We start from the raw sequence: 17,447 nt of genomic DNA, 5'->3' as shown, positions 1-17,447 counted from the left end.
TGCCGCGCCGCTCGGTGGTGCGTCACGCCGGGGTGGCTGTCAGACCTCCCTCGGCCGGGAGGCTGTCCATGAAGGAGCTGACTGAGAAGACCGCGTTGCCGGCGCCGGGCGGGCCGTAGCCCGGCGGGCTGGACAGCCGGTTCGCCTCCATCGTCGCCCGGTAGACCTCCAGCAGGCGGATGTGGTACTCCAGCGGGGCGCCCTGCGGGTTGGTACGGCCCAGCGGCGTCGTCGGCTCCGGGCACCATGTGGTGAACCGTGGGGTGATACCGCGGGACATGAAAAACTCCAGGCCCTCGCCGGTCGAATCGATCGCCTCGTCAACCGTCGCGAATCCGAACGGCGCGGCCATTTCGACCCCGGCGACGAAGTTCGGGATCACGTTGCGCGGCCCGAAGATGTCGGCGGAGTCGAGGATCCGGCGATGCCACTCCTCGCGTCCCACGTACCGCTCCTTGCCCGGGCAGTACAGCTCGAAGAGCCGCTTGTCCCACACCTCGTAGTTCGGGTGGTAGATGCGGATGCCGTAGTCGTGGAAGCGCTGCACATCGTCCTTCGGCAGCGCCTGGGCGACGACCTTGCCGATCCACCGGCCCGGGAACCGCTCCTCGATGGCCTTGGCATAGCGGCCGTAGAAATCCGCCTCGGCCAGCCCGTCGACCCTGGAGGTGACGCTGCCGCCGGTGAGGGTGTACGCACGCGAGGCCCCGGCCGTGTCGTACCGATCGATGATCTCCATCGCTTCCAGCACCTCGTCGATCGGCTTGACCCCGGTGTACGGTCGGCCGGCCGCCTTGTGCTGGCGCCAATTGTGGTTGATGTCGCAGTACTGGCACTCCTCCTTGGCGCCGAAGTACTGGCAGACCCGGAACACGGTCAGGTAGATCAGGTAGCCCCACTGGATCGTGGGCGCGACCTCCATGACCGACTTGCCGTTGGCGAGTCGGTGCCGGTAGTACTCGGGCATCGGTGGCAGACCGACGTACGCGATCGGCCGGTCGTCCAGGAACAGCTGGAGGGCGCCACTCCCGTCGTCCTTCACCCGGTACGGCGAGTCGGGATTGACGCGCACCGACACGACGGTGCGCCGCAACCCGTACGGGCCGCCGGTGAGCACGATCTCCTCCGGTGGCCGGCGCAGAGCGGCCGTGCCCAACTCCGGCAAGGTCCGATGGTCGAAGGAGAAGATGAAGTACGACTTCGGCTTGACGTCGCCGTTCTCGTTGTCGGTCAGCGCCGAGTCGTCGAAGGCCATGCCGCCACGCAGCAGGTCCTCCTTGATGACCGCCTCCGGCGGGATGTGCGGGAACCGCCCCATCAGGTCCTCGATGAGATCCGTGCGGGTCTGCATGCGCGCTCCCTCGATCCGTCGTGACTACGCCGCCGCGAAAACAGCATCAACCAGGCCGGCGGCCGCTGGCATCGTTGTGCTCGGCCGACGCTACCCGCTCCCGCGCCGCGAGTGAGGGGTGACCTCCGACGCTCATCGGGCCTGGTCGACGCGATCCGCTCCGCACCCACCCGCCCGTTACTGATCTTTCATGGCGAGGCGAGTTCAGGGTCGCTGTGCGCGGAGGAACGCCGTGGCCATCGTGCGGCGCGTTGGGGTGCCGGTGGCGGCCAGGGCGTTCATGTGCGCGTCGAGACGCTCGCGTTCTTCGTCGTTCAGGGCGGCAGCGATCGCTTCGCCGTACGTCGGGACCAGGGGGTTGGGCGCGACGCACTTGAGCGTCTCCCAGTCCGCGATCGGCTCAGCGGGCACGTCGACCTGGGCACGGTAGTCCAGTTCCACCGCGTCGAAGCCTGCGGTCACCGCCCAGTCGACGAGATCACGCTCGTCGAAGTCGGTCATCGGTCGCGTGGTTTCCTCGGTGGTGCTCCGGTAAACGTCGCGTACCTTGGCGATCAGGTCGTTCACCGGCGAGTTGCCCAAGCCGAACAGATCGTCGGGGCGCCGCTGCATCACGAAGCGGTTGACGGGCTCGAAGAGGGAGATCCGTCCGCCCGGCCGCAGGACCCGGAAGAACTCGGCGAAGGCGGCGGCCTTGCGATCGGAGTAGATGAGCACCGATCGAGTGGTCACGACGTCGACGGAGGCGTCAGCGATACCGGCTAGATCATCGGCCGACGCGACCATGAAGCTGCACCGCCCGTCGCCGCCGGCGGTGCGCCGGCACTCGTCGAGCACGTCCTGTGAGACATCGCTGAAGATGACGTGACCGTCCGGGCCGAGCCGATCAAGCGCACCGAACCCGATCAGTCCGGTCCCGCAGCCCACGTCGAGGACCACGTCGTCGGGCTCCAGGCCAGCTCGATCAAGGACGCCGTCGCGAAACGCCGCCAGCTCCGGGGCGTAGCGGGCACGCAAGATCGGGCTGTTGCCGTCTCGGCGGGTCAGGAGCCATTGTGCCCACTTGTCCGTCGTCACCGGGCCACCGTAACCCCGGCGCACATACAGCCATGCGCATGACGTAGCGCTACCCCACCGTCGCCCGGCTCGTCGTCGACGGCGCCCACCTCGACGCCGAGGAGACCTTCCACCACAACCTGGTCGCCGTTCTGGACGGCATCACCAGCCATCCCCACACGTGACCCGCTGGTTCGGTACGCCGGCGGCGCGTCAGGAGACCGTGAGGAGTAGGTGGTTGACGGCCAGCGCGGTGAGGGCCTGGGCGGCCAGCCACCAGCGGCGGGTCGGTGCCGGCAGGCGGGCCACGGCGACCAGCAGCCAGACCACGAACGGCAGCCAGATCCGCTCCACCTCGGCCTTGCTCATCCCGGACAGGTCCGCGGCGGCCACCGCCAGCGCCGCGGCGGCCGGCAGCAGGACGGCCGGCCCGAGGGCCGTCACCCGCGCCGCCCACCGCCCGCCCGGCCGGACGGTGGCGCCGGGCCCGACGTCCGGCCGGCCGGGTACCCGGTCACCGAGCGGGCCGCCCGGCGCGGAGCCCGGTGACCGCCAGGCGGCCCGAGCCGCGAGCACCGTGCGGCGCAGCGCGGGGCCGAGCACCGGTCCGGCGGAGAGCAGCAGCGCCGCCAGGTTCGCCCACACCCAGTACGCGTACGGGCGCTCGGCCGCCCAGCCCTGGTAGTAGCGTTCGACGACCCGGTCGTACCCCTCCCACCACCGGAAACCGGCCAGCGCGAAGAGCGCCGTCACGGCGGCGACGCCGGCCGTCGCGGCGAGCAGCGCGGCCCGGCGCCGGTCGCGGCGCAGCGCCAGCACGGCCAGCGCGAGCACCCCGACCAGCACGAACCCGTACGACAGGTGCAGCGCGAAGCCGAGCAGCAGCCCGCCGGCCAGCGCCGCGACCGTCCCTCGTGCCGCCAGCAGGGCCAGGCCGGCGGCGACCACGCCGGTGAAGACGGCGTCGCCGGACGCGCCCAGCCAGACCGCGCCGGGCAGCAGTACCAGGAACGGCAGCACCGTGCGCGCCGCGTCGGCGGCGCCCAGCGCGCGCAGGGTCACCGGCACCGAGACCGCGGCGGTCGCGCCCACCAGCACGCAGCAGAGCGCCGCGGCGGTGCCGCCGCCCAGGCCGATCCGGTCCAGCCAGACGAAGACCAGCAGCGCGCCCGGCGGGTGCCCGGCCGTGTGGGTGGACCACGAGTCGGGCTGGAAGTCGAGGATCCGGTCGGTGAAGCCGGCCAGCATCCGGGGGATCTCGGCGACGCCGGGCACCTCGTGCAGGTACTCCGCCTGCGGGGTGAGCCGCCGGGTCAGCCCGGCCGACCAGCCGTCCACCAGGGCCAGCGACAGCGTCCAGGCCACCGCGGCCAGCCAGCCGGCGGCCAGCAGCGCCGCCCAGCGGGCGGTCCGCGCCCAGCGTAGGCCCGGGCCGAGCACGACCACGGCGACCAGCACGGCGAGCGGGGTGCCCCAGCCGACGTGCGGCCGCCAGGTGGCGTAGAGCGGCGCGGCGTCGGCGTGCAGGCCCGCGCCGCGGCGGTTGAGCACCAGCCCGACGGCGACCGCGGCGGCGAGCAGCACCGCCTCGACGGCCAGCACGACGAAATCGCCGCGGTGCCCCGGGGTGGTCCGCCGCGGGCCGGGGACGCGGGGCAGGGTGGCTGCGGGTCTCATGACGACCGGACGGTACGGCCCGTCGGGCCACCGGACGGGCGGAACCGCCCTCGCGTCACCGGATGGTAAGAAATGCCTGCTCGGTAAGGGTTCCGTAAGCACGATCGGGGCCTTGCCGGGAGCGCACCGGCCTAGCGTCGGCGGCATGCCGACACAGATCGACGTGGTGCTGCCGTGCTTGGACGAGGCCGCCGCCCTGCCCGGCGTGCTGACCGCGCTGCCGCCCGGCTACCGGGCGATCGTGGTGGACAACGGCTCCCGGGACGGCTCGCCGGAGGTGGCCGCCCGGCACGGCGCGCGGGTGGTGCGGGAACCTCGCCGCGGCTACGGGGCGGCCGTGCACACGGGCCTCGAACACGCCGAGACCGAGCTGGTCTGCGTGCTCGACGCCGACGGCTCCTTCGACCCGGGCGAGCTGCCCACCCTGGTCGCACCGGTGGCGTCCGGTGCCGCCGACCTGGCGGTGGGCCGGCGCCGGCCGGTGTCCGCCGGGGCCTGGCCGTGGCACGCCCGGGCCGGCACGGCGCTGGTCGCCGCGCTGCTGCGGCAGCGGGGGGTGCCGCTGCGGGACCTCAGCCCGATCCGGGTGGCCCGGCGGGACGCCCTGCTCGCCCTCGGGGTCACCGACCGGGCCTTCGGCTACCCCCTCGAACTGATGATCCGGGCCGCCGCGGCGGGCTGGCGGATCCACGAGCGGGACGTCCGCTACGCGCCGCGCGCGGCCGGGACCCGGTCCAAGGTCTCCGGCTCGGTCCGCGGCACGGTCCGCGCCACCCGGGACTTCCTGGCGGTGCTGCGCAGCGTGGACGGCCCGCGGTGACCGTCCTGCTGGTGGTGGCCAAGGCGCCTGTGGCAGGGGCGGTCAAGACCCGGCTCTGCCCGCCCGCCGAGCCCGCGCAGGCGGCCCGGATCGCCGCCGCCGCGCTGCGCGACACCCTCGGCGCGGTCACCGCCACGCCGGGCGTCGTCCCGGTGCTGGCGCTGGCCGGACGGTTCGCCGACGCCGAGGACGGGCCGGACCTGGCCGCCGCGGTCGCCGGCTGGCCGGTGCTGGCGCAGCGCGGCGACGACTTCGCCGACCGGCTCGTCCACGCGCACGCCGACGTGGCCGCCGCGTACCCGGGACGGCCGGTGCTCCAGATCGGCATGGACACCCCGCAGCTCACCGCGGCGGTGCTGGCCGCCGCCGTACGCCGGCTCGGCGCGCCGGCGACCGACGCGGTGCTCGGCCCGGCCGCGGACGGCGGCTGGTGGGCGCTGGGGCTGCGCGACCCCCGGCAGGCGGCGGCGCTGCGCGGGGTGCCCATGTCCACCCCCGACACCGGGCGGCGCACCCGGGCCGCGCTGGCCGGCCGTGGCCTGCGGATCGGGACGCTGCCGGTGCTGCGTGACGTGGACGACTGGGCCGACGCGCTCGCGGTGGCCGGCCTGGCCCCCACCGGCCGGTTCGCCCGGGAGGTGTCCGCCCTGCGGGCCGGGGAGGTCGCCGTCGCGCGGCGGACCCGGGAGGCGGGCCCCCTGCGGCCAGCCCGGCCGGTCGGGGGCCGGCGGTGACCGCCGACGGCTTCGGCACCGCGCTGCGCCACCGGGACGCCGACGCGCACTGGCTGGTGCAGGCCGACGGGACCCGCCGCCGGCTGCCGGTGGAGCGGTGGCACGGGCCGGCCGAACCGGCGACCGCCGCGGTGGTGTCCCGGTGCGCCGGCCCGACGCTGGACCTGGGTTGCGGGCCGGGCCGGCTCACCGTGGCGCTGGCCCGGGCCGGGCTGACCACCGTGGGGGTCGACGTCTCGGCCCGGGCGGTGGCGCTGACCCGGGCGCGGGGGGCCGTCGCGGTCCAGGCCGACCTCTTCGGCCCGCTGCCCGCCGAGGGCCGGTGGCGGCACGTGGTGCTGCTGGACGGCAACATCGGCATCGGCGGTGACCCGGCGCGGCTGCTGCGCCGGTGCCGGGAGCTGCTCCGCCCGGACGGCACGGTTCTCGTCGAGCTGGACCCGCCCGGCAGCGGCACCTGGCAGGGTCGGGCGCGCGTGGTGTCCGGGCAGCGCCGGGGGCCGAGTTTCGGCTGGGCGCGGCTGGACACCCTGGCCGTGCACGAGCCCGCCGCGACGGCCGGCCTCGTGGTCCGCGAACTCCACCTGGCCGGCCGGCGCTGGTTCGCCGAGCTGGCCGCCGGCTGACCCGCCGCCGCGCGGGAAATCCGGTACGGCCGCGGCACGGCGGCGGGCTACCGTGCGGCGCATGAACGACGAACCGACCCTGCACTTCTGCACCGATCCGGGCGAGTTCCTCGCCGCCGCCGGTGACCACCTGGCGGCGAACCCGGTGGTCGGCACGGTCGTGGCCACCCTGGCGCACCGGACGCTGGCCCGGCGCGCCGACGGGGTCGCGCCGCCCGAGGACGACTGGTGGTTGGTGGTCCGGGACGCGTCCGGCGCGGTCGTCGGCGCCGGGATGCGGGCGGCACCCTTCGCGCCGCGCCCGCCGTTCCTGCTGCCGATGCCCGACGAGGCAGCCGTGGCGCTGGCCCGGGTGTGGCACGAGCGCGGGGAGGAAGTGCGCGCCGTCAACGGCGCGCTGCCCACGGTCCGGCGGTGCGCCGCCGAGGTGACCCGGCTCGGCGGCGGCCGGGTCGAGGTCGCCCAGCACACCCGACTGCACGAACTCGGCGAGCTGGTGCCGCCGGCGCGGGTGCCGGGCGCCCTGGCGGTCGCCACCGAGGACGACGTCGACCTGTTTGCCGAGTGGTTCGACGCGTTCATGGCCGACGCCGACGAGCAGGCGGGCCGCCCGCGCGGCGTCAGCGCGCACGAGACCCCCGACCGGGCCGAGCTGCTGCGCCGGATCCGGGGCGGGCGGGTGTGGTTCTGGACCGACGAGGCGGGCCGGCGGGTGCACCTCACCGCCGCCAACCCGCCGTCGTTCGGCGTCGCCCGGATCGGCCCCGTCTACACCCCGCCGGAGCAGCGCGGGCACGGCTGGGCCAGCAACGCGGTCGCGGAGGTCTCCCGGCTGCTGCGGGCCGAGGGCGCCCGGGTGTGCCTCTTCACCGACCAGGCCAACCCGACCTCGAACCGGATCTACGCGAACCTCGGCTACCGGCCGGTGGTCGACATGGCCAACCTGGTCATCGTGCCCTGACCCGGGCCGGCCGGCCCCGAGCCGCCGGTACGGGGATCAGCTGGCGACGTCGAGCGCGGCCAGCCGCTCCGGGTCGGCGATCACGTCGATGGCGGCGATCCGCCCGCCGGTGACCGTGAACGCCATCACCGACAGCGGCCGGCCGGCCGCGCTGACCAGCACCCCGGCGGCGCCGGGCGCGCCGATCGGGAGCGGATCCCGATCGGCGCGTCCCGGACCACGGGCCAGCGGGTCAGCCGAGGTGCCGGGCGAAGAACCGCAGCGTGCTGTCCAGTTCGAAGGCCGGCATGTCGCCGTGCCCGCCGGTGTTGGCATGCAGGGTTTTCTCGGGCGAGCCCAGGGCGTCGAACAGCGCCAGGCCCTGGGCCCGCGGCACCCGCTCGTCGTCCCACTGGAGCAGGAACTCCACCGGGACGGTGATCCGAGCGGCGGCCTCCGCCGAGGCCAGCGCCCCGCCCAGCCCGAGCACCGCCGCACGGACCCGGGGTTCGGCGGCGACGAACGGAACGCCGAGGCCGCAGCCCAAACACACTCCCCAGTAGCCCACCGGACCCGGGCCGACGTGGTCGAGCTCCTGGACCGCGTCCAGGACGGCCCGCCACTCCGGGACGGTCTGGCGGGCCACGAGCGCCTGGAACTCGGCGATGAGCGGAGCCAGTTCCTCTCCGGCATCCGCGCGAGCCTGGTTCTCGGTCGCGATCCGGTCGTACTCCTCCTCCTTCGGCCGGTCGCCATGGGCCGGCACATCCACCGCCGCGACCGCGAAGCCACACTCCGCCACGAAGCGGCGTGCGCGGTCCACGATGTCGGGGGCCTTCTTGTGCTGGCCGCCGCCGTGTCCCATGAGGACGAGGGGGCGCGTGCCGGCGCCGCCTTCCGGCGTCCACAGCACGCCGGGGATCTCGCCGAGGGTGAAGAGCTGTTCGGAGACGCCGTCCGACGACGTCGCGGGGTTCACACGCATAGCTGTCGAGCCTTTCGGGATGCCTTCTGCGGGCACTCCCTAGGCCGCGCGAGGGAGGGAGCCCCGACCTGTCACAGCGTTGATCGGTCTCACCTCCTCAGGTCGCAGCAGCGCACAGCGACGCAGAAGCTATCACGAAGGGCTCACCCGCGTCGGTGCAAGATCGACCCACAGGGCGGACGGCCCGCAGAGCGGTGGCGAACCGCCCGATATGGGTGGCAAGGCGAGCCGGAGTGCTGTCTACTCCTCGCCTGTGGGTGGAACAGCCTTGAGCGTCCTGACTCCCTACCCGGCCGAGCGGGTCGAACCGATCCTGGTCGAGGAGATGACCGCCGAAGGCCTGATCCGGTATGAGCCGGACCCGACCGACTGGTACTCCGCCGACGGCCTGCCCTACGGCTACCACCTCCAGTCGCCGGACGCCGAGACCGATCCCGAGGAGCTGCGAGTCGTGGAGCGGGCAATCGGGGTGACCATGCGCTGCGACGTCGGGCTGCACATCTTCGTCAGCGACCTCGCCGGCCGTCCGGCCCTCGCCCGGATGGCTCAGCGAGTCGCGCAGCGGACCGGCGGCTGGGTGTTCGTCGAGTTTCACGGCCCGCCCGCCGCAGAACTCCTCCACCGCCTTGCGGACGCAGGCCGCTGCATCCCGGTCGGCGACGCGGTCTATCTCGACGCGGCGGCGATGGCCGCCTGGATCGCGCACCCCGACTTTCACGTCACCAAGTGAGCAGGTCGCTATCTAGGGCCGACTGGCCGGGCAGTTGTCGCTGGTGAGCGTGACGCTGTACTCGGTGTCGTCGTCCGTGATGCCCGACGGCACACCGTCGAACCACGTCTCGACCTTCTCCCGGCCCCGGTGCTGCTCGTAGTGCAGGTGCGGCGCGCCGGAGTTGCCCGTGCTGCCCACCCGCCCCAGCTGCTCACCCTGAGCGACCCGCTGTCCGGCCCGGACCAGAGGCGGTTCGAGCAGGTGCAGGTACTGCGTCTCCCACCGTCCACCGTGGTCGATCTTCACCCAGTACCCTCCCCCACGGCCGCGGGGACCCTTCGGGTTCTCGGGGGTACGCCCACCCAGGGACCCGTTGATCCCCGCCACGGTGACCGTGCCGGCGTGGGACGCGAGCACCGGCCGCCCCCACGCGTCGCCTTCCGTGGGGAACAGGTCGACGTCGAAGTCGTCGTGGCCGGGGTAGGTGCCCAGCCGCCAGGTCTCACCGCAGGACACGGGGAGCTGGAACGGCGGGCGCGGGCCCGGCGGCCGCAGCAGGGGCACGACGACCACGGCGAGGGCGAGAACGGCCGCGGCCCCGCCGAGCGCGAGAACGACGCGTACGACACGGCGCCGGTCGCGGGGTCGGTCTGGCTTGCCGGTCGTCACCGCCCCGAGTATGCCCCTACCAGCCGACGGTGGAGAGGCTGATCGGGGTGAGCTGGCGGACCTGCGGCTCGATCCACTGGGCCGCGGTGACCAGCTTGACCAGCCGGTCGATGGTCTCCGGCGGCCCCGCCACGAAGCTGCGCCGGTCCGCCGGGCAGCCGTACCGGTCGTCGAAGCAGCCGCCGTCGAGGGCGCGGACCACCATGCCGGCCTCGGCGGCCAGCAGCATCCCGGCCGGCAGGTCGACCGCCTCGGGCCGGTAGCCCACGATGCCGTCGATGTCGCCGCGGGCCAGCATCACCCAGGACAGCAGTGGCGCCCACAGTTGCAGCACCCGGCGGGCGGTGGTGTCGAGCACGACCTTCAGCGCGCGGGCGGTGCTGTCGTCCCGGGCCACCTCGTGTCCCTGCGTCCAGGCCAGCACCGGCGCGGTCGGCACCGGGCGGCGGGGCGCGTGCAGGGGGCGGCCGGCCGGCCCGGACCCGTGCACGAAGGCGCCCCCGCCGCGCACGGCGGACCAGGTGCGGCCGGCGACCGGGTCGTGCACCACGCCGAGCACCGGCGAGCCCTGGTCGCAGAGGGCGATCCCCACCACGTACGCGGGCAGCCCGATGGCCACGTTGTTGGTGCCGTCGAGCGGGTCGACCAGCCAGGCCCAGGAGGTGTCGGCCGCGTACTCGCCGCCTTCCTCGGCGATCACCCCGTGCTCCGGCCAGCGGGCCCGGATCCGGTCGACGATCAGCCGTTCGGCGGCCAGGTCCAGGTCGGTGACCAGGTCACCGGTGTCGTTCTTGGCCCGGGCGTGCAGCTCTCCCCGGGTGCCCCGGCGCAGCAGCCGCCCGGCCGCCTGGGCCGCCTCCACGGCGAACCGGTGCGCGTCGCGCAGGTCGGGCCCGCCTCTGTTCGGCTCCCTGTCCATGGCTCCTCCAGCCAGTCAACCCCGTGCCACCAGTCGCGCTATCTCCCGCGCCATCCGTGCCGTCTCCGCCGGGTCGCAGCGGTCCCGGCGTATCCGGTGGCTGCGCCCGTCCACCGCGCCGAGGCTCAGGTCGCACACGCCGGGGGTGGTCCGGCCGAGCGCCACGGTCACCGCCGGCTCGCCGGCGTCGACCTCCGAGGTGTGGAAGCCGCCGGCGCGCAGCGCGTACGAGTCGCCGGCGGTGTGCGTCTCCACCGTGGCGGTCACGGCGGTGACCAGGCGGTCGGTGGCCGCCATCTCGTCGACGTCGCCGCGGCTGTGCACCTCGTAGATCCGCCAGGCCGGGTCGGCCGGGGCGTCGGTCACCTCGATCAGCTCGTTGCGGACCGTGCCGTGCAGCACGTGGCTGAGCAGGTCCCAGCTGTGCGAGTGCATGGTCGAGGTGCTGGGCCGCACCGGCGGCGGGTCGGCCGGCCAGGCGTGCACGCAGATGCCGTCGGGGCCGGTGCGCTCCACCGGCAGGCAGGTGAAGCCGAGCGGGTGGCGGACGGCCAGCAGTGGCCGCCGCCCCGCGGCGACGTCGTCGAGGACGTCGAGCACCCAGCCGCGCAGCAGCTCCGGCCGGGCGCCCCGGTCGATCTCCCGTTCGAGGTCGGCGTAGGTCATCATTCGTACGGGTTCCTCGCCTGGATGGCCCGGCTCACGATGTCGGCGACCTCGCGGTCGCCGAAGGACCGGGGCAGCGGCAGCCCGAGCGCGGCGAACAGCTTGCGCACCTGCTCGACGGAGGGCTCGTCGTCCAGCTTCACCGTCGCGGCCGCCTCGATGGGCACCCGGCGGCTCTGCTTGCGGCTGTAGTCCAGCTCGATGTTGAACCGGTTGTAGTAGAGCTCCCTGCGGTCGATCCGCAGGGCCGGTGTCTGCGGGTTCTCCTGCGTGATGATGACGCAGGACGAGGAGAGGTCGTAGCGGAAGGTGGTCATCTGCGCGGAGAGCCGGACCTCGACGGTGAGCAGCCCGGAGCGTTGCAGGTGCCAGCAGGCCGCCAGAACGGTCGCGTAGGACTCCTTGCGGGTGCGGTCGACGGTCCACCGCTCCCCCGGCGCGTCGGGGTCGAGGCTGCGGCGGAACCGCGCGTAGCGCTCGCAGACGTCCTCGTCGGTCGGGTCGATGATCTCGATGGCGAAGCTCAGGGTGGCGTTGCGCCGGCGGGCGTGCTCCAGGCACTGCGGCAGGGTGACCGCCCGGGTGAAGGTGCCCGTCCCGCCCTTGAACGCCCACGAGTCGGTGTGCTGGCGGGCCTCGGCGAGAGCCCGGCCGACCTCGCTGCCGTGCAGCACCCGCACCATGGAGACGCTGTCGATCGCGTCGCGGGCCCGGTTGAGCGCCCCGTCCGGGCCGGTGATCTCGTGCATCTGCGGGACCAGTTCGGTGAGCCGGTCACGGGTCGCCCGCATGACCTCGCGCACCTCGTGCTGGGCGGTCTCCCGGCGCAGCCGGTCGCGCAGCACGGCCTGTGCGAGCACCGCGAGGACCAGCAGGATGGCGCTGTTGACCACGTCCTGACTGACCGTGTTGGTCAGGCCGAGGACGGCCACGGTCACGGCCAGCAGCAGGCCGATGAACGCGTCGAGATTGTTGACGACCCAGGTGAACAGGCGCGCCATGGCATCCCCCGGTCGACGACGGAACCTTCATGATAGCCCTTTGTCAATATCACCATCACGCGCTGTTCGGGTGACCCGCACCCCGCAGTGACGGCGTCTCCGCCGTGCGCCGGGCGGCGCAGATCAGCGAGCCGCCGAGCCCCGGCGCGACCCGGGCCAGCAGCCGGGAGGTGACCCACCGTCCACCCGGGAGTCGCCAGCCGACCTCGTTGGACCGGATCGCCAGCGGCGCGAAGCCGGCCCGGCACAGCACCCGCCGCAGCAGCGACGCGGTGAACGGCCGGATGTGCAGCCACAGGTAGGGGTGCAGCGGGTCCACCTGGCGGGGCGCCCGGCCGGCGAGGAAGGCCAGCCGGTCCTGCGCCGGCGCCAGGTTGGGGGTGGTCAGCACGAGCAGGCCGCCCGGGGCGAGCACCCGGTGGCACTCGCGCAGCAGCGCGAGCGGGTCGTAGACGTGCTCGATGAGCTCGCCGGTGAGCAGGCCGGCGAAGCTGCCGGCGCGGAACGGCAGGCCGCGGGTGGCGTCGAGGCAGACCGGCAGGGCCGCGCCGCCGGCGGCGCGCCGGGCCGCGCCGAGCGCGGTCTCGGCCATGTCGGCCACCACGAGCGGGCCGGGCAGCGCCGCCGGGTCGAGCATGCTGCGCGGGCCGCAGCCCAGCTCCAGCACGGGCCGTCCCGGTGGCACGCCGTCGACCATGAGCCGGGCCGCGACCGCCCGGCGGATCCGGTGGTACGGGTCGTCGACGTACCCGTTCACCTGCGCGCCGTCGTGGTAGCTGCGCCGGTTGGCGCGGCGGCCGTGCGCCTGCGCGCTGCGCGAGGAGGTCCCGGTCGGCGGCTCGGCCATCGCACCCCTCCACTGCGGTCGTCGCCCCCGTCGGCGGCGCCCGTCTCCAGCCTCGCACCGCTCCCGCCCGGCGGCCCGGAAATCCACCCGGGTACGCGGACGCGGCGGCCGGGATGCCGGCCGCCGCGTCGCGGGTGTCAGGTCAGATGGCGCGGGCCCAGTCGAGCCGGCTGCTGTCGTCGTACTCGTCGCCGGGGATCCACCACTGGTCGCCGAAGCCGCTGGTCGAGACCACGATGTTGCCGCCGTCCGGGTACTCGTTGGTCGGGGGCACCGACAGCGCGGCGCAGTAGCGCCCGTCGGGCGAGAAGACCGGGGACGCGTAGGTGCGGGGCTCGTCGGTGAGCTTCTTGAGGCCGGAGCCGTCGATCCGCACCGACGCCAGCGACTGGTTGCCCAGCAGGTCGGTGTCGCGGTACCAGCGATTGGTGCAGAACACCACCCGCTCGGAGTTGGGCATGAAGACCGGCCAGCCGAAGAGCTCGCCCGCGTCGGGCTGGTAGACCGGCCGTACCTTGCCGGTGGCCAACTCCAGGGTGCGCAACTGCAGGCCCTCGGACCGGCTGCGCCAGCGCATGACGATCATCGAGCCGTCGCGGGACCAGTTCGGCTGGGCCATGGCGTGGCCCTGGACCAGCACCCGCGTGCCGCCGGTGGCCACGTCGACCGCGATCAGCGTGTCGTCCTCGGACCCGGTGACCAGGGCGATCTGGGTGCCGTCCGGGGACCAGGTCGGTGCGCCGTAGTGGACGCCGGGCTGACCGCCGAGCAGCTGCCGGATCTCGCCGGTGACCCGGTCGAACAGCGACACGTAGGGCAGGAGACGACCGTCGCCCGACCAGGCGGTGTTCTTCCAGGCCACGTAGCGGCCGTCGGGCGACGTGGTGGCCTGGTCGCCGTCGTCGAGCAGCCGCTGCGGCGTGGTGCGGCCGGGGTTGACCTGGAGCACGCCCCAGCCGACGCTGACCAGCCACGGCCCGTTGACCACCTCGGTGGTCTCCGCCGCGACGGCGGGCGCGGCGGCCGTCAACCCGCCGGCCAGGCCGGTCGCGGCGGCCGCGCCGGCCAGCGCGGCGGTACGCAGCAGGGCCCGTCGATTCATCTCAGTCATGCAAACCCCCGTGATAGACGTCGCTCCACCCTCCTGAAGGGAGGACCGGGGCGGCATCGGACGAGCAGCCGGTCCGCGGTCGGCCGTGCGGTCACCGCGCACCGCGTAGCGCGCCCCGCCCGGCAGCGCGGTCCCGGTCCCGGGACACGCCGACGCGGCGGCCGGGTCCCGGCCGCCGCGTCGCGGGTCGTGCTCAGATGGCGCGGGCCCAGTCCACCCGCATGCTGTCGTCGTACTCGTCGCCCGGGATCCACCACTGCTCGCCGAAGCCGCTTGTCGAGACGATGATGTTGCCGCCGTCCGGGTACTCGTTGGTGGGCGGCACCGACAGGGCCGCGCAGTAGCGGCCGTCCGGCGAGAACACCGGCGACAGGTACATCCGCGGCTCGTCCGTGAGCTTCTTCAGGCCGGTGCCGTCGATGCGCACCGACGCGAGCGAGTCCTCACCGAGCGGCAGGTCGACGTCGCGGTACCAGCGGTTGGTGCAGAACACCACCCGCTCCGAGTTGGGCATGAAGACCGGCCAGCCGAACCGCTCACCCTCCTCGGGCTGGTAGACCCGCCGCACCCGCCCGGTGGCGAGTTCCAGCATCCGCAACTGGTGCCCCTCCGAGCGGCTGATCCACTGCATGACGATCATGGAGCCGTCGCGGGACCAGTGGGGGCGGTACATCGTGTGTCCCTGGACGAGCACCCGCCGCGCGCCGGTGGCCACGTTCACCGCGACCAGCGTCTCGCGGTCGACGACCAGCGCGACCTCGGTGCCGTCCGGGGACCAGGTGGGCCACTCGTACGAGACGCCGAACGGGTCGCTGATCACCTTCCGGACCTCACCGGTCACCCGGTCGTACAGCGACAGGTTCGACCCGGTCTCGCCCGCGTAGCGCAGGTTGTTCACGGCCACGTACCGGCCGTCCGGCGAGGTGGTGGCGTCGTAGCCGTTGGACAGCAGCACCTGCGGCGTGGTGTGACCCGGGTTTATCTGGAGAACTCCGGCGCTACCCGTGACGAGCCACGGCCCGTTGACCACCTCGGTGGTCTCCGCCGCACCGGCGGATGCCGCCGCGGTCAGGCCGCCGGCCAGCCCGGTCGCCGTGGCCGCCCCGGCCAGCGCGGCGGCACGCAGCAGGGCACGGCGATTCAACTCGGTCATGAAACACCCCCGTGATAGACGTCGCTCCACCCTCCTGAACGGACGCTCACCACGGGATCGGACGAGTGGCCGGTCCGCCGTCGGCCACACGGTCATCCCGTGTGGTCACGGCCCCGCGGGCGCGTACCCTCGCCCCGGTGACCTCCGACGCGCTGCGCCGTGCCCTCACCGACCCGGGCGACCCGCCGGTGCTCCCCCTGCCCGGTGTGGCCGCCGAACTGCTCGCCGCCCTCGACGCGCCGCCCCGGCTCGCCGCGCACCTGCGGCTGGTGCACGACGTGGCCCGGCAGCTCACCGTGGCGTTCGCCGACCGCTTCCCGCTGGTGCCGTTCGACCGGCAGGCGGTGCTGTTCGGGGCGGCGATCCACGACCTGGGCAAGGTCGAGCACCCCGGGGAGCTGTCCGGGCCCGGCTCGGCCCACGAGGAGGCGGGCTACCAGTTGCTGCTGCGCTTCGGCGTCCCCGAGGAGCGGGCCCGCTTCGCCGTCACCCACGCGGCCTGGCACGCGCCCGGCGTGCAGCTGGAGGACCTCCTGGTCAGCCTCGCCGACAAGGTGTGGAAGGGCAGGCGCGTCACCGACCTGGAGGAGCTGGTGGTGGACCGGCTCGCCGACATCACCGGGCAGCCGGCCTGGCAGGCGTTCCTCGACCTCGACGACGTGCTCGCCGGGCTGGCCGCCGGCGCCGACCGCCGGCTCGCCTTCCAAGCCGAGCACCCGGTGCACGGCTGACCCGTGTACCGCTGTTACCCGGCGGTTACCCGGCTGCGAAGCCGCTGTGGCACGGCGCGCCGACCGTCGGGGCAGGGACACCGGACGGGGTCCCGGCACACCGCCAGGGAGGCCACCATGAGACTGAGGAGAACACTGCTGGCGCTGGTCGTCGTGCTCGGCGGGCTGGTCGCCGGCACGAGCGGCGCGACCGCGGCGGCGCCGTACTGCGGGATCGCCTGGGGCAGCACGGCCAGGTCGGCCGGCGCCCTCAGCTCCGACCCGCTGATCGAGGTCCGCACCGGCCGGCACGACTGCTGGGACCGGGTCGTCTTCGAGTTCGCCGGGCCGGCCAACGGCTACTCCGTCGCCTACGGCGAGACGTACACCGAGGGGCAGGGGCTCGCCTTGAGCCCGTACACCGCCGGCGGCGCGCTGCTGTCGGTGTCGCTGCGGGCGCCGGCGTACGACGACGGGCACCTCGCCACCGTGCCGTACCGCGCCGGTGAGCACGCCGCGACCGTGCTGGGTTACCGCACGCTGCGGGACGTCGTGTTCGGCGGCAGCTTCGAGGGCTACACCACCTTCGCGGTGGGCGTCCGCGCCCGACTGCCGTTCCGGGTCTTCGTGCTCAGCGGCCCCGGCACGCACAGCCGCATCGTGATCGACGTGGCCCACCAGTGGCAGGCGTGACAGTTCCGCAGGTGAGAGGGGCCGACCGGCCCCTCATCACCGTCCGTTGCGCCCACGCCCCGCAGCGTGGCGCCGGACTACCCTGAGTGGTCATGGAGGGCCGCGTGCTGGTCGTCGAGGACGACGCCTCCATCCGGGAGGTGACCGCCCTCGGCCTGCGCCGGGCCGGGTTCCGGGTGGACACCGCCGCCGACGGCGCGGCCGCCCTCACCGCGTGGCGGGCCGGCCCGGTCGACCTCATCGTGCTCGACGTGATGCTCCCCCGCCTCGACGGATTCGAGGTGTGCCGGGAGATCCGGCGCACCAGTCAGGTGCCGATCCTCATGCTCACCGCCCGTACCGACACCATCGACGTGGTGGTCGGCCTGGAATGCGGGGCCGACGACTACCTGCGCAAACCGTTCGACCTGCCGGAGCTGGTCGCCCGGGTCCGCGCCGTGCTCCGCCGGACCGTCGCCCCGGCTCCCGAGACCACCGTGGCCGCCGGGCCGCTGGAGATCGACCCGGCCCGCTTCGTGGCCCGCAAGGACGGCCGGGAGCTGACCCTCACGGCCACCGAGTTCCGGCTGCTGCTGGAACTCGCCCGGCGGCCCGGCCAGGTGTTCACCCGCGAGCTGCTGCTCGACCGGGTGTGGGGACACAGCTACCTCGGCGACTCCCGGCTCGTCGACGTCGCCGTGCAGCGCCTGCGCGCCAAGGTGGAGGACGATCCGGGCGCGCCCACCCTGATCCGCACGGTCCGCGGGGCCGGCTACAAGCTCTCGACGGGGTGAGCGC

The 17,447-nt window shown here is 74.2% G+C and carries 19 protein-coding genes and 1 pseudogene; 8 read left to right on the top strand and 12 right to left on the bottom strand.

What is annotated here, in order from left to right:
- Positions 1 to 22: 22 nt before the first annotated feature.
- From FXF50_RS02415 to FXF50_RS02405, 3 genes are all read right to left on the bottom strand, one after another.
- Positions 23 to 1,351, bottom strand: a complete 1,329-nt coding sequence (locus FXF50_RS02415) for a radical SAM protein (protein ID WP_148425521.1) — start codon at positions 1,349 to 1,351, stop codon at positions 23 to 25.
- Positions 1,352 to 1,555: 204 nt separating this feature from the next.
- A complete protein-coding gene (locus tag FXF50_RS02410; RefSeq protein ID WP_187399479.1) occupies positions 1,556 to 2,428 on the bottom strand; it encodes a class I SAM-dependent methyltransferase in 873 nt (290 codons plus the stop codon).
- Between the two features lie 192 nt (positions 2,429 to 2,620).
- Positions 2,621 to 4,084, bottom strand: coding sequence for a hypothetical protein (locus FXF50_RS02405; protein WP_370464069.1), 1,464 nt, complete (start codon positions 4,082 to 4,084; stop codon positions 2,621 to 2,623).
- A 145-nt stretch (positions 4,085 to 4,229) separates the two neighbouring features.
- On the opposite strand from FXF50_RS02405, the gene FXF50_RS02400 reads away from it, so the two are divergent.
- The 4 genes from FXF50_RS02400 (at position 4,230) to FXF50_RS02385 (ending at position 7,225) form a co-directional block, all read left to right on the top strand.
- Positions 4,230 to 4,904, top strand: coding sequence for a glycosyltransferase family 2 protein (locus FXF50_RS02400; RefSeq protein ID WP_148425519.1), 675 nt, complete (start codon positions 4,230 to 4,232; stop codon positions 4,902 to 4,904).
- Positions 4,901 to 5,638 (top strand): DUF2064 domain-containing protein, encoded by a 738-nt coding sequence (locus FXF50_RS02395; RefSeq protein ID WP_148425518.1) that lies wholly within the window; start codon positions 4,901 to 4,903, stop codon positions 5,636 to 5,638. The genes FXF50_RS02400 and FXF50_RS02395 overlap by 4 nt, the downstream gene beginning before the upstream one ends.
- A complete protein-coding gene (locus FXF50_RS02390) occupies positions 5,635 to 6,264 on the top strand; it encodes a class I SAM-dependent methyltransferase (protein WP_148425517.1) in 630 nt (209 codons plus the stop codon). Before FXF50_RS02395 ends, FXF50_RS02390 begins: the two co-directional genes overlap by 4 nt.
- Positions 6,265 to 6,325: 61 nt before the next feature.
- A complete protein-coding gene (locus tag FXF50_RS02385; RefSeq protein ID WP_148425516.1) occupies positions 6,326 to 7,225 on the top strand; it encodes a GNAT family N-acetyltransferase in 900 nt (299 codons plus the stop codon).
- Between the two features lie 36 nt (positions 7,226 to 7,261).
- Here FXF50_RS02385 and FXF50_RS02380 read toward each other — a convergent pair whose 3' ends face one another.
- Complete coding sequence (locus FXF50_RS02380) at positions 7,262 to 7,387, bottom strand: hypothetical protein (protein ID WP_255509841.1); 126 nt, start codon at positions 7,385 to 7,387, stop codon at positions 7,262 to 7,264.
- Positions 7,388 to 7,396: 9 nt separating this feature from the next.
- Positions 7,397 to 8,189, bottom strand: a pseudogene (locus FXF50_RS02375) (dienelactone hydrolase family protein); the annotation flags it as partial.
- Between the two features lie 268 nt (positions 8,190 to 8,457).
- On the opposite strand from FXF50_RS02375, the gene FXF50_RS02370 reads away from it, so the two are divergent.
- The gene (locus FXF50_RS02370) at positions 8,458 to 8,919 is read left to right on the top strand and encodes a hypothetical protein (protein ID WP_148425514.1); all 462 of its coding nucleotides are present in this window, start codon (positions 8,458 to 8,460) and stop codon (positions 8,917 to 8,919) included.
- Between the two features lie 12 nt (positions 8,920 to 8,931).
- Here FXF50_RS02370 and FXF50_RS02365 read toward each other — a convergent pair whose 3' ends face one another.
- The 7 genes from FXF50_RS02365 to FXF50_RS02335 form a co-directional block, all read right to left on the bottom strand.
- Positions 8,932 to 9,570: a M23 family metallopeptidase gene (locus FXF50_RS02365; protein ID WP_148425513.1), complete on the bottom strand. Its 639-nt coding sequence runs from the start codon at positions 9,568 to 9,570 to the stop codon at positions 8,932 to 8,934.
- Positions 9,571 to 9,586: 16 nt separating this feature from the next.
- Positions 9,587 to 10,489 carry an inositol monophosphatase family protein gene (locus FXF50_RS02360; RefSeq protein WP_148425512.1) on the bottom strand — a complete coding sequence of 301 codons (903 nt, stop codon included), beginning with the start codon at positions 10,487 to 10,489 and terminating at the stop codon, positions 9,587 to 9,589.
- Between the two features lie 15 nt (positions 10,490 to 10,504).
- Positions 10,505 to 11,158, bottom strand: a complete 654-nt coding sequence (locus tag FXF50_RS02355; RefSeq protein WP_148425511.1) for a hypothetical protein — start codon at positions 11,156 to 11,158, stop codon at positions 10,505 to 10,507.
- On the bottom strand, positions 11,155 to 12,156 hold the full coding sequence (locus tag FXF50_RS02350; protein WP_148425510.1) for a hypothetical protein: 1,002 nt from the start codon (positions 12,154 to 12,156) through the stop codon (positions 11,155 to 11,157). The genes FXF50_RS02355 and FXF50_RS02350 overlap by 4 nt, the downstream gene beginning before the upstream one ends.
- 55 nt (positions 12,157 to 12,211) lie before the next feature.
- The gene (locus tag FXF50_RS02345) at positions 12,212 to 13,003 is read right to left on the bottom strand and encodes a bifunctional 2-polyprenyl-6-hydroxyphenol methylase/3-demethylubiquinol 3-O-methyltransferase UbiG (RefSeq protein ID WP_148425509.1); all 792 of its coding nucleotides are present in this window, start codon (positions 13,001 to 13,003) and stop codon (positions 12,212 to 12,214) included.
- Positions 13,004 to 13,145: 142 nt separating this feature from the next.
- Positions 13,146 to 14,114 carry an LpqB family beta-propeller domain-containing protein gene (locus FXF50_RS02340; RefSeq protein ID WP_148425508.1) on the bottom strand — a complete coding sequence of 323 codons (969 nt, stop codon included), beginning with the start codon at positions 14,112 to 14,114 and terminating at the stop codon, positions 13,146 to 13,148.
- A gap of 193 nt (positions 14,115 to 14,307) precedes the next feature.
- Positions 14,308 to 15,267: an LpqB family beta-propeller domain-containing protein gene (locus FXF50_RS02335; RefSeq protein WP_148425507.1), complete on the bottom strand. Its 960-nt coding sequence runs from the start codon at positions 15,265 to 15,267 to the stop codon at positions 14,308 to 14,310.
- 137 nt (positions 15,268 to 15,404) lie between these two features.
- Between FXF50_RS02335 and FXF50_RS02330 the strand changes: the two genes are divergently transcribed.
- From FXF50_RS02330 to FXF50_RS02320, 3 genes are all read left to right on the top strand, one after another.
- Complete coding sequence (locus tag FXF50_RS02330) at positions 15,405 to 15,998, top strand: HD domain-containing protein (protein WP_148425506.1); 594 nt, start codon at positions 15,405 to 15,407, stop codon at positions 15,996 to 15,998.
- A gap of 117 nt (positions 15,999 to 16,115) precedes the next feature.
- Positions 16,116 to 16,670, top strand: a complete 555-nt coding sequence (locus FXF50_RS02325; RefSeq protein ID WP_148425505.1) for a hypothetical protein — start codon at positions 16,116 to 16,118, stop codon at positions 16,668 to 16,670.
- Positions 16,671 to 16,762: 92 nt separating this feature from the next.
- Positions 16,763 to 17,443 (top strand): response regulator transcription factor, encoded by a 681-nt coding sequence (locus FXF50_RS02320; protein ID WP_148425504.1) that lies wholly within the window; start codon positions 16,763 to 16,765, stop codon positions 17,441 to 17,443.
- The last annotated feature ends 4 nt before the right edge of the window (positions 17,444 to 17,447 follow it).

It is taken from the genome of Micromonospora sp. AP08, from assembly GCF_008085935.1.
In the GTDB taxonomy this organism is placed as follows: domain Bacteria; phylum Actinomycetota; class Actinomycetes; order Mycobacteriales; family Micromonosporaceae; genus Micromonospora; species Micromonospora chersina.
Note: the sequence above shows the minus strand (reverse complement) of the source record. Positions and strands in the feature narration are given on the sequence as shown.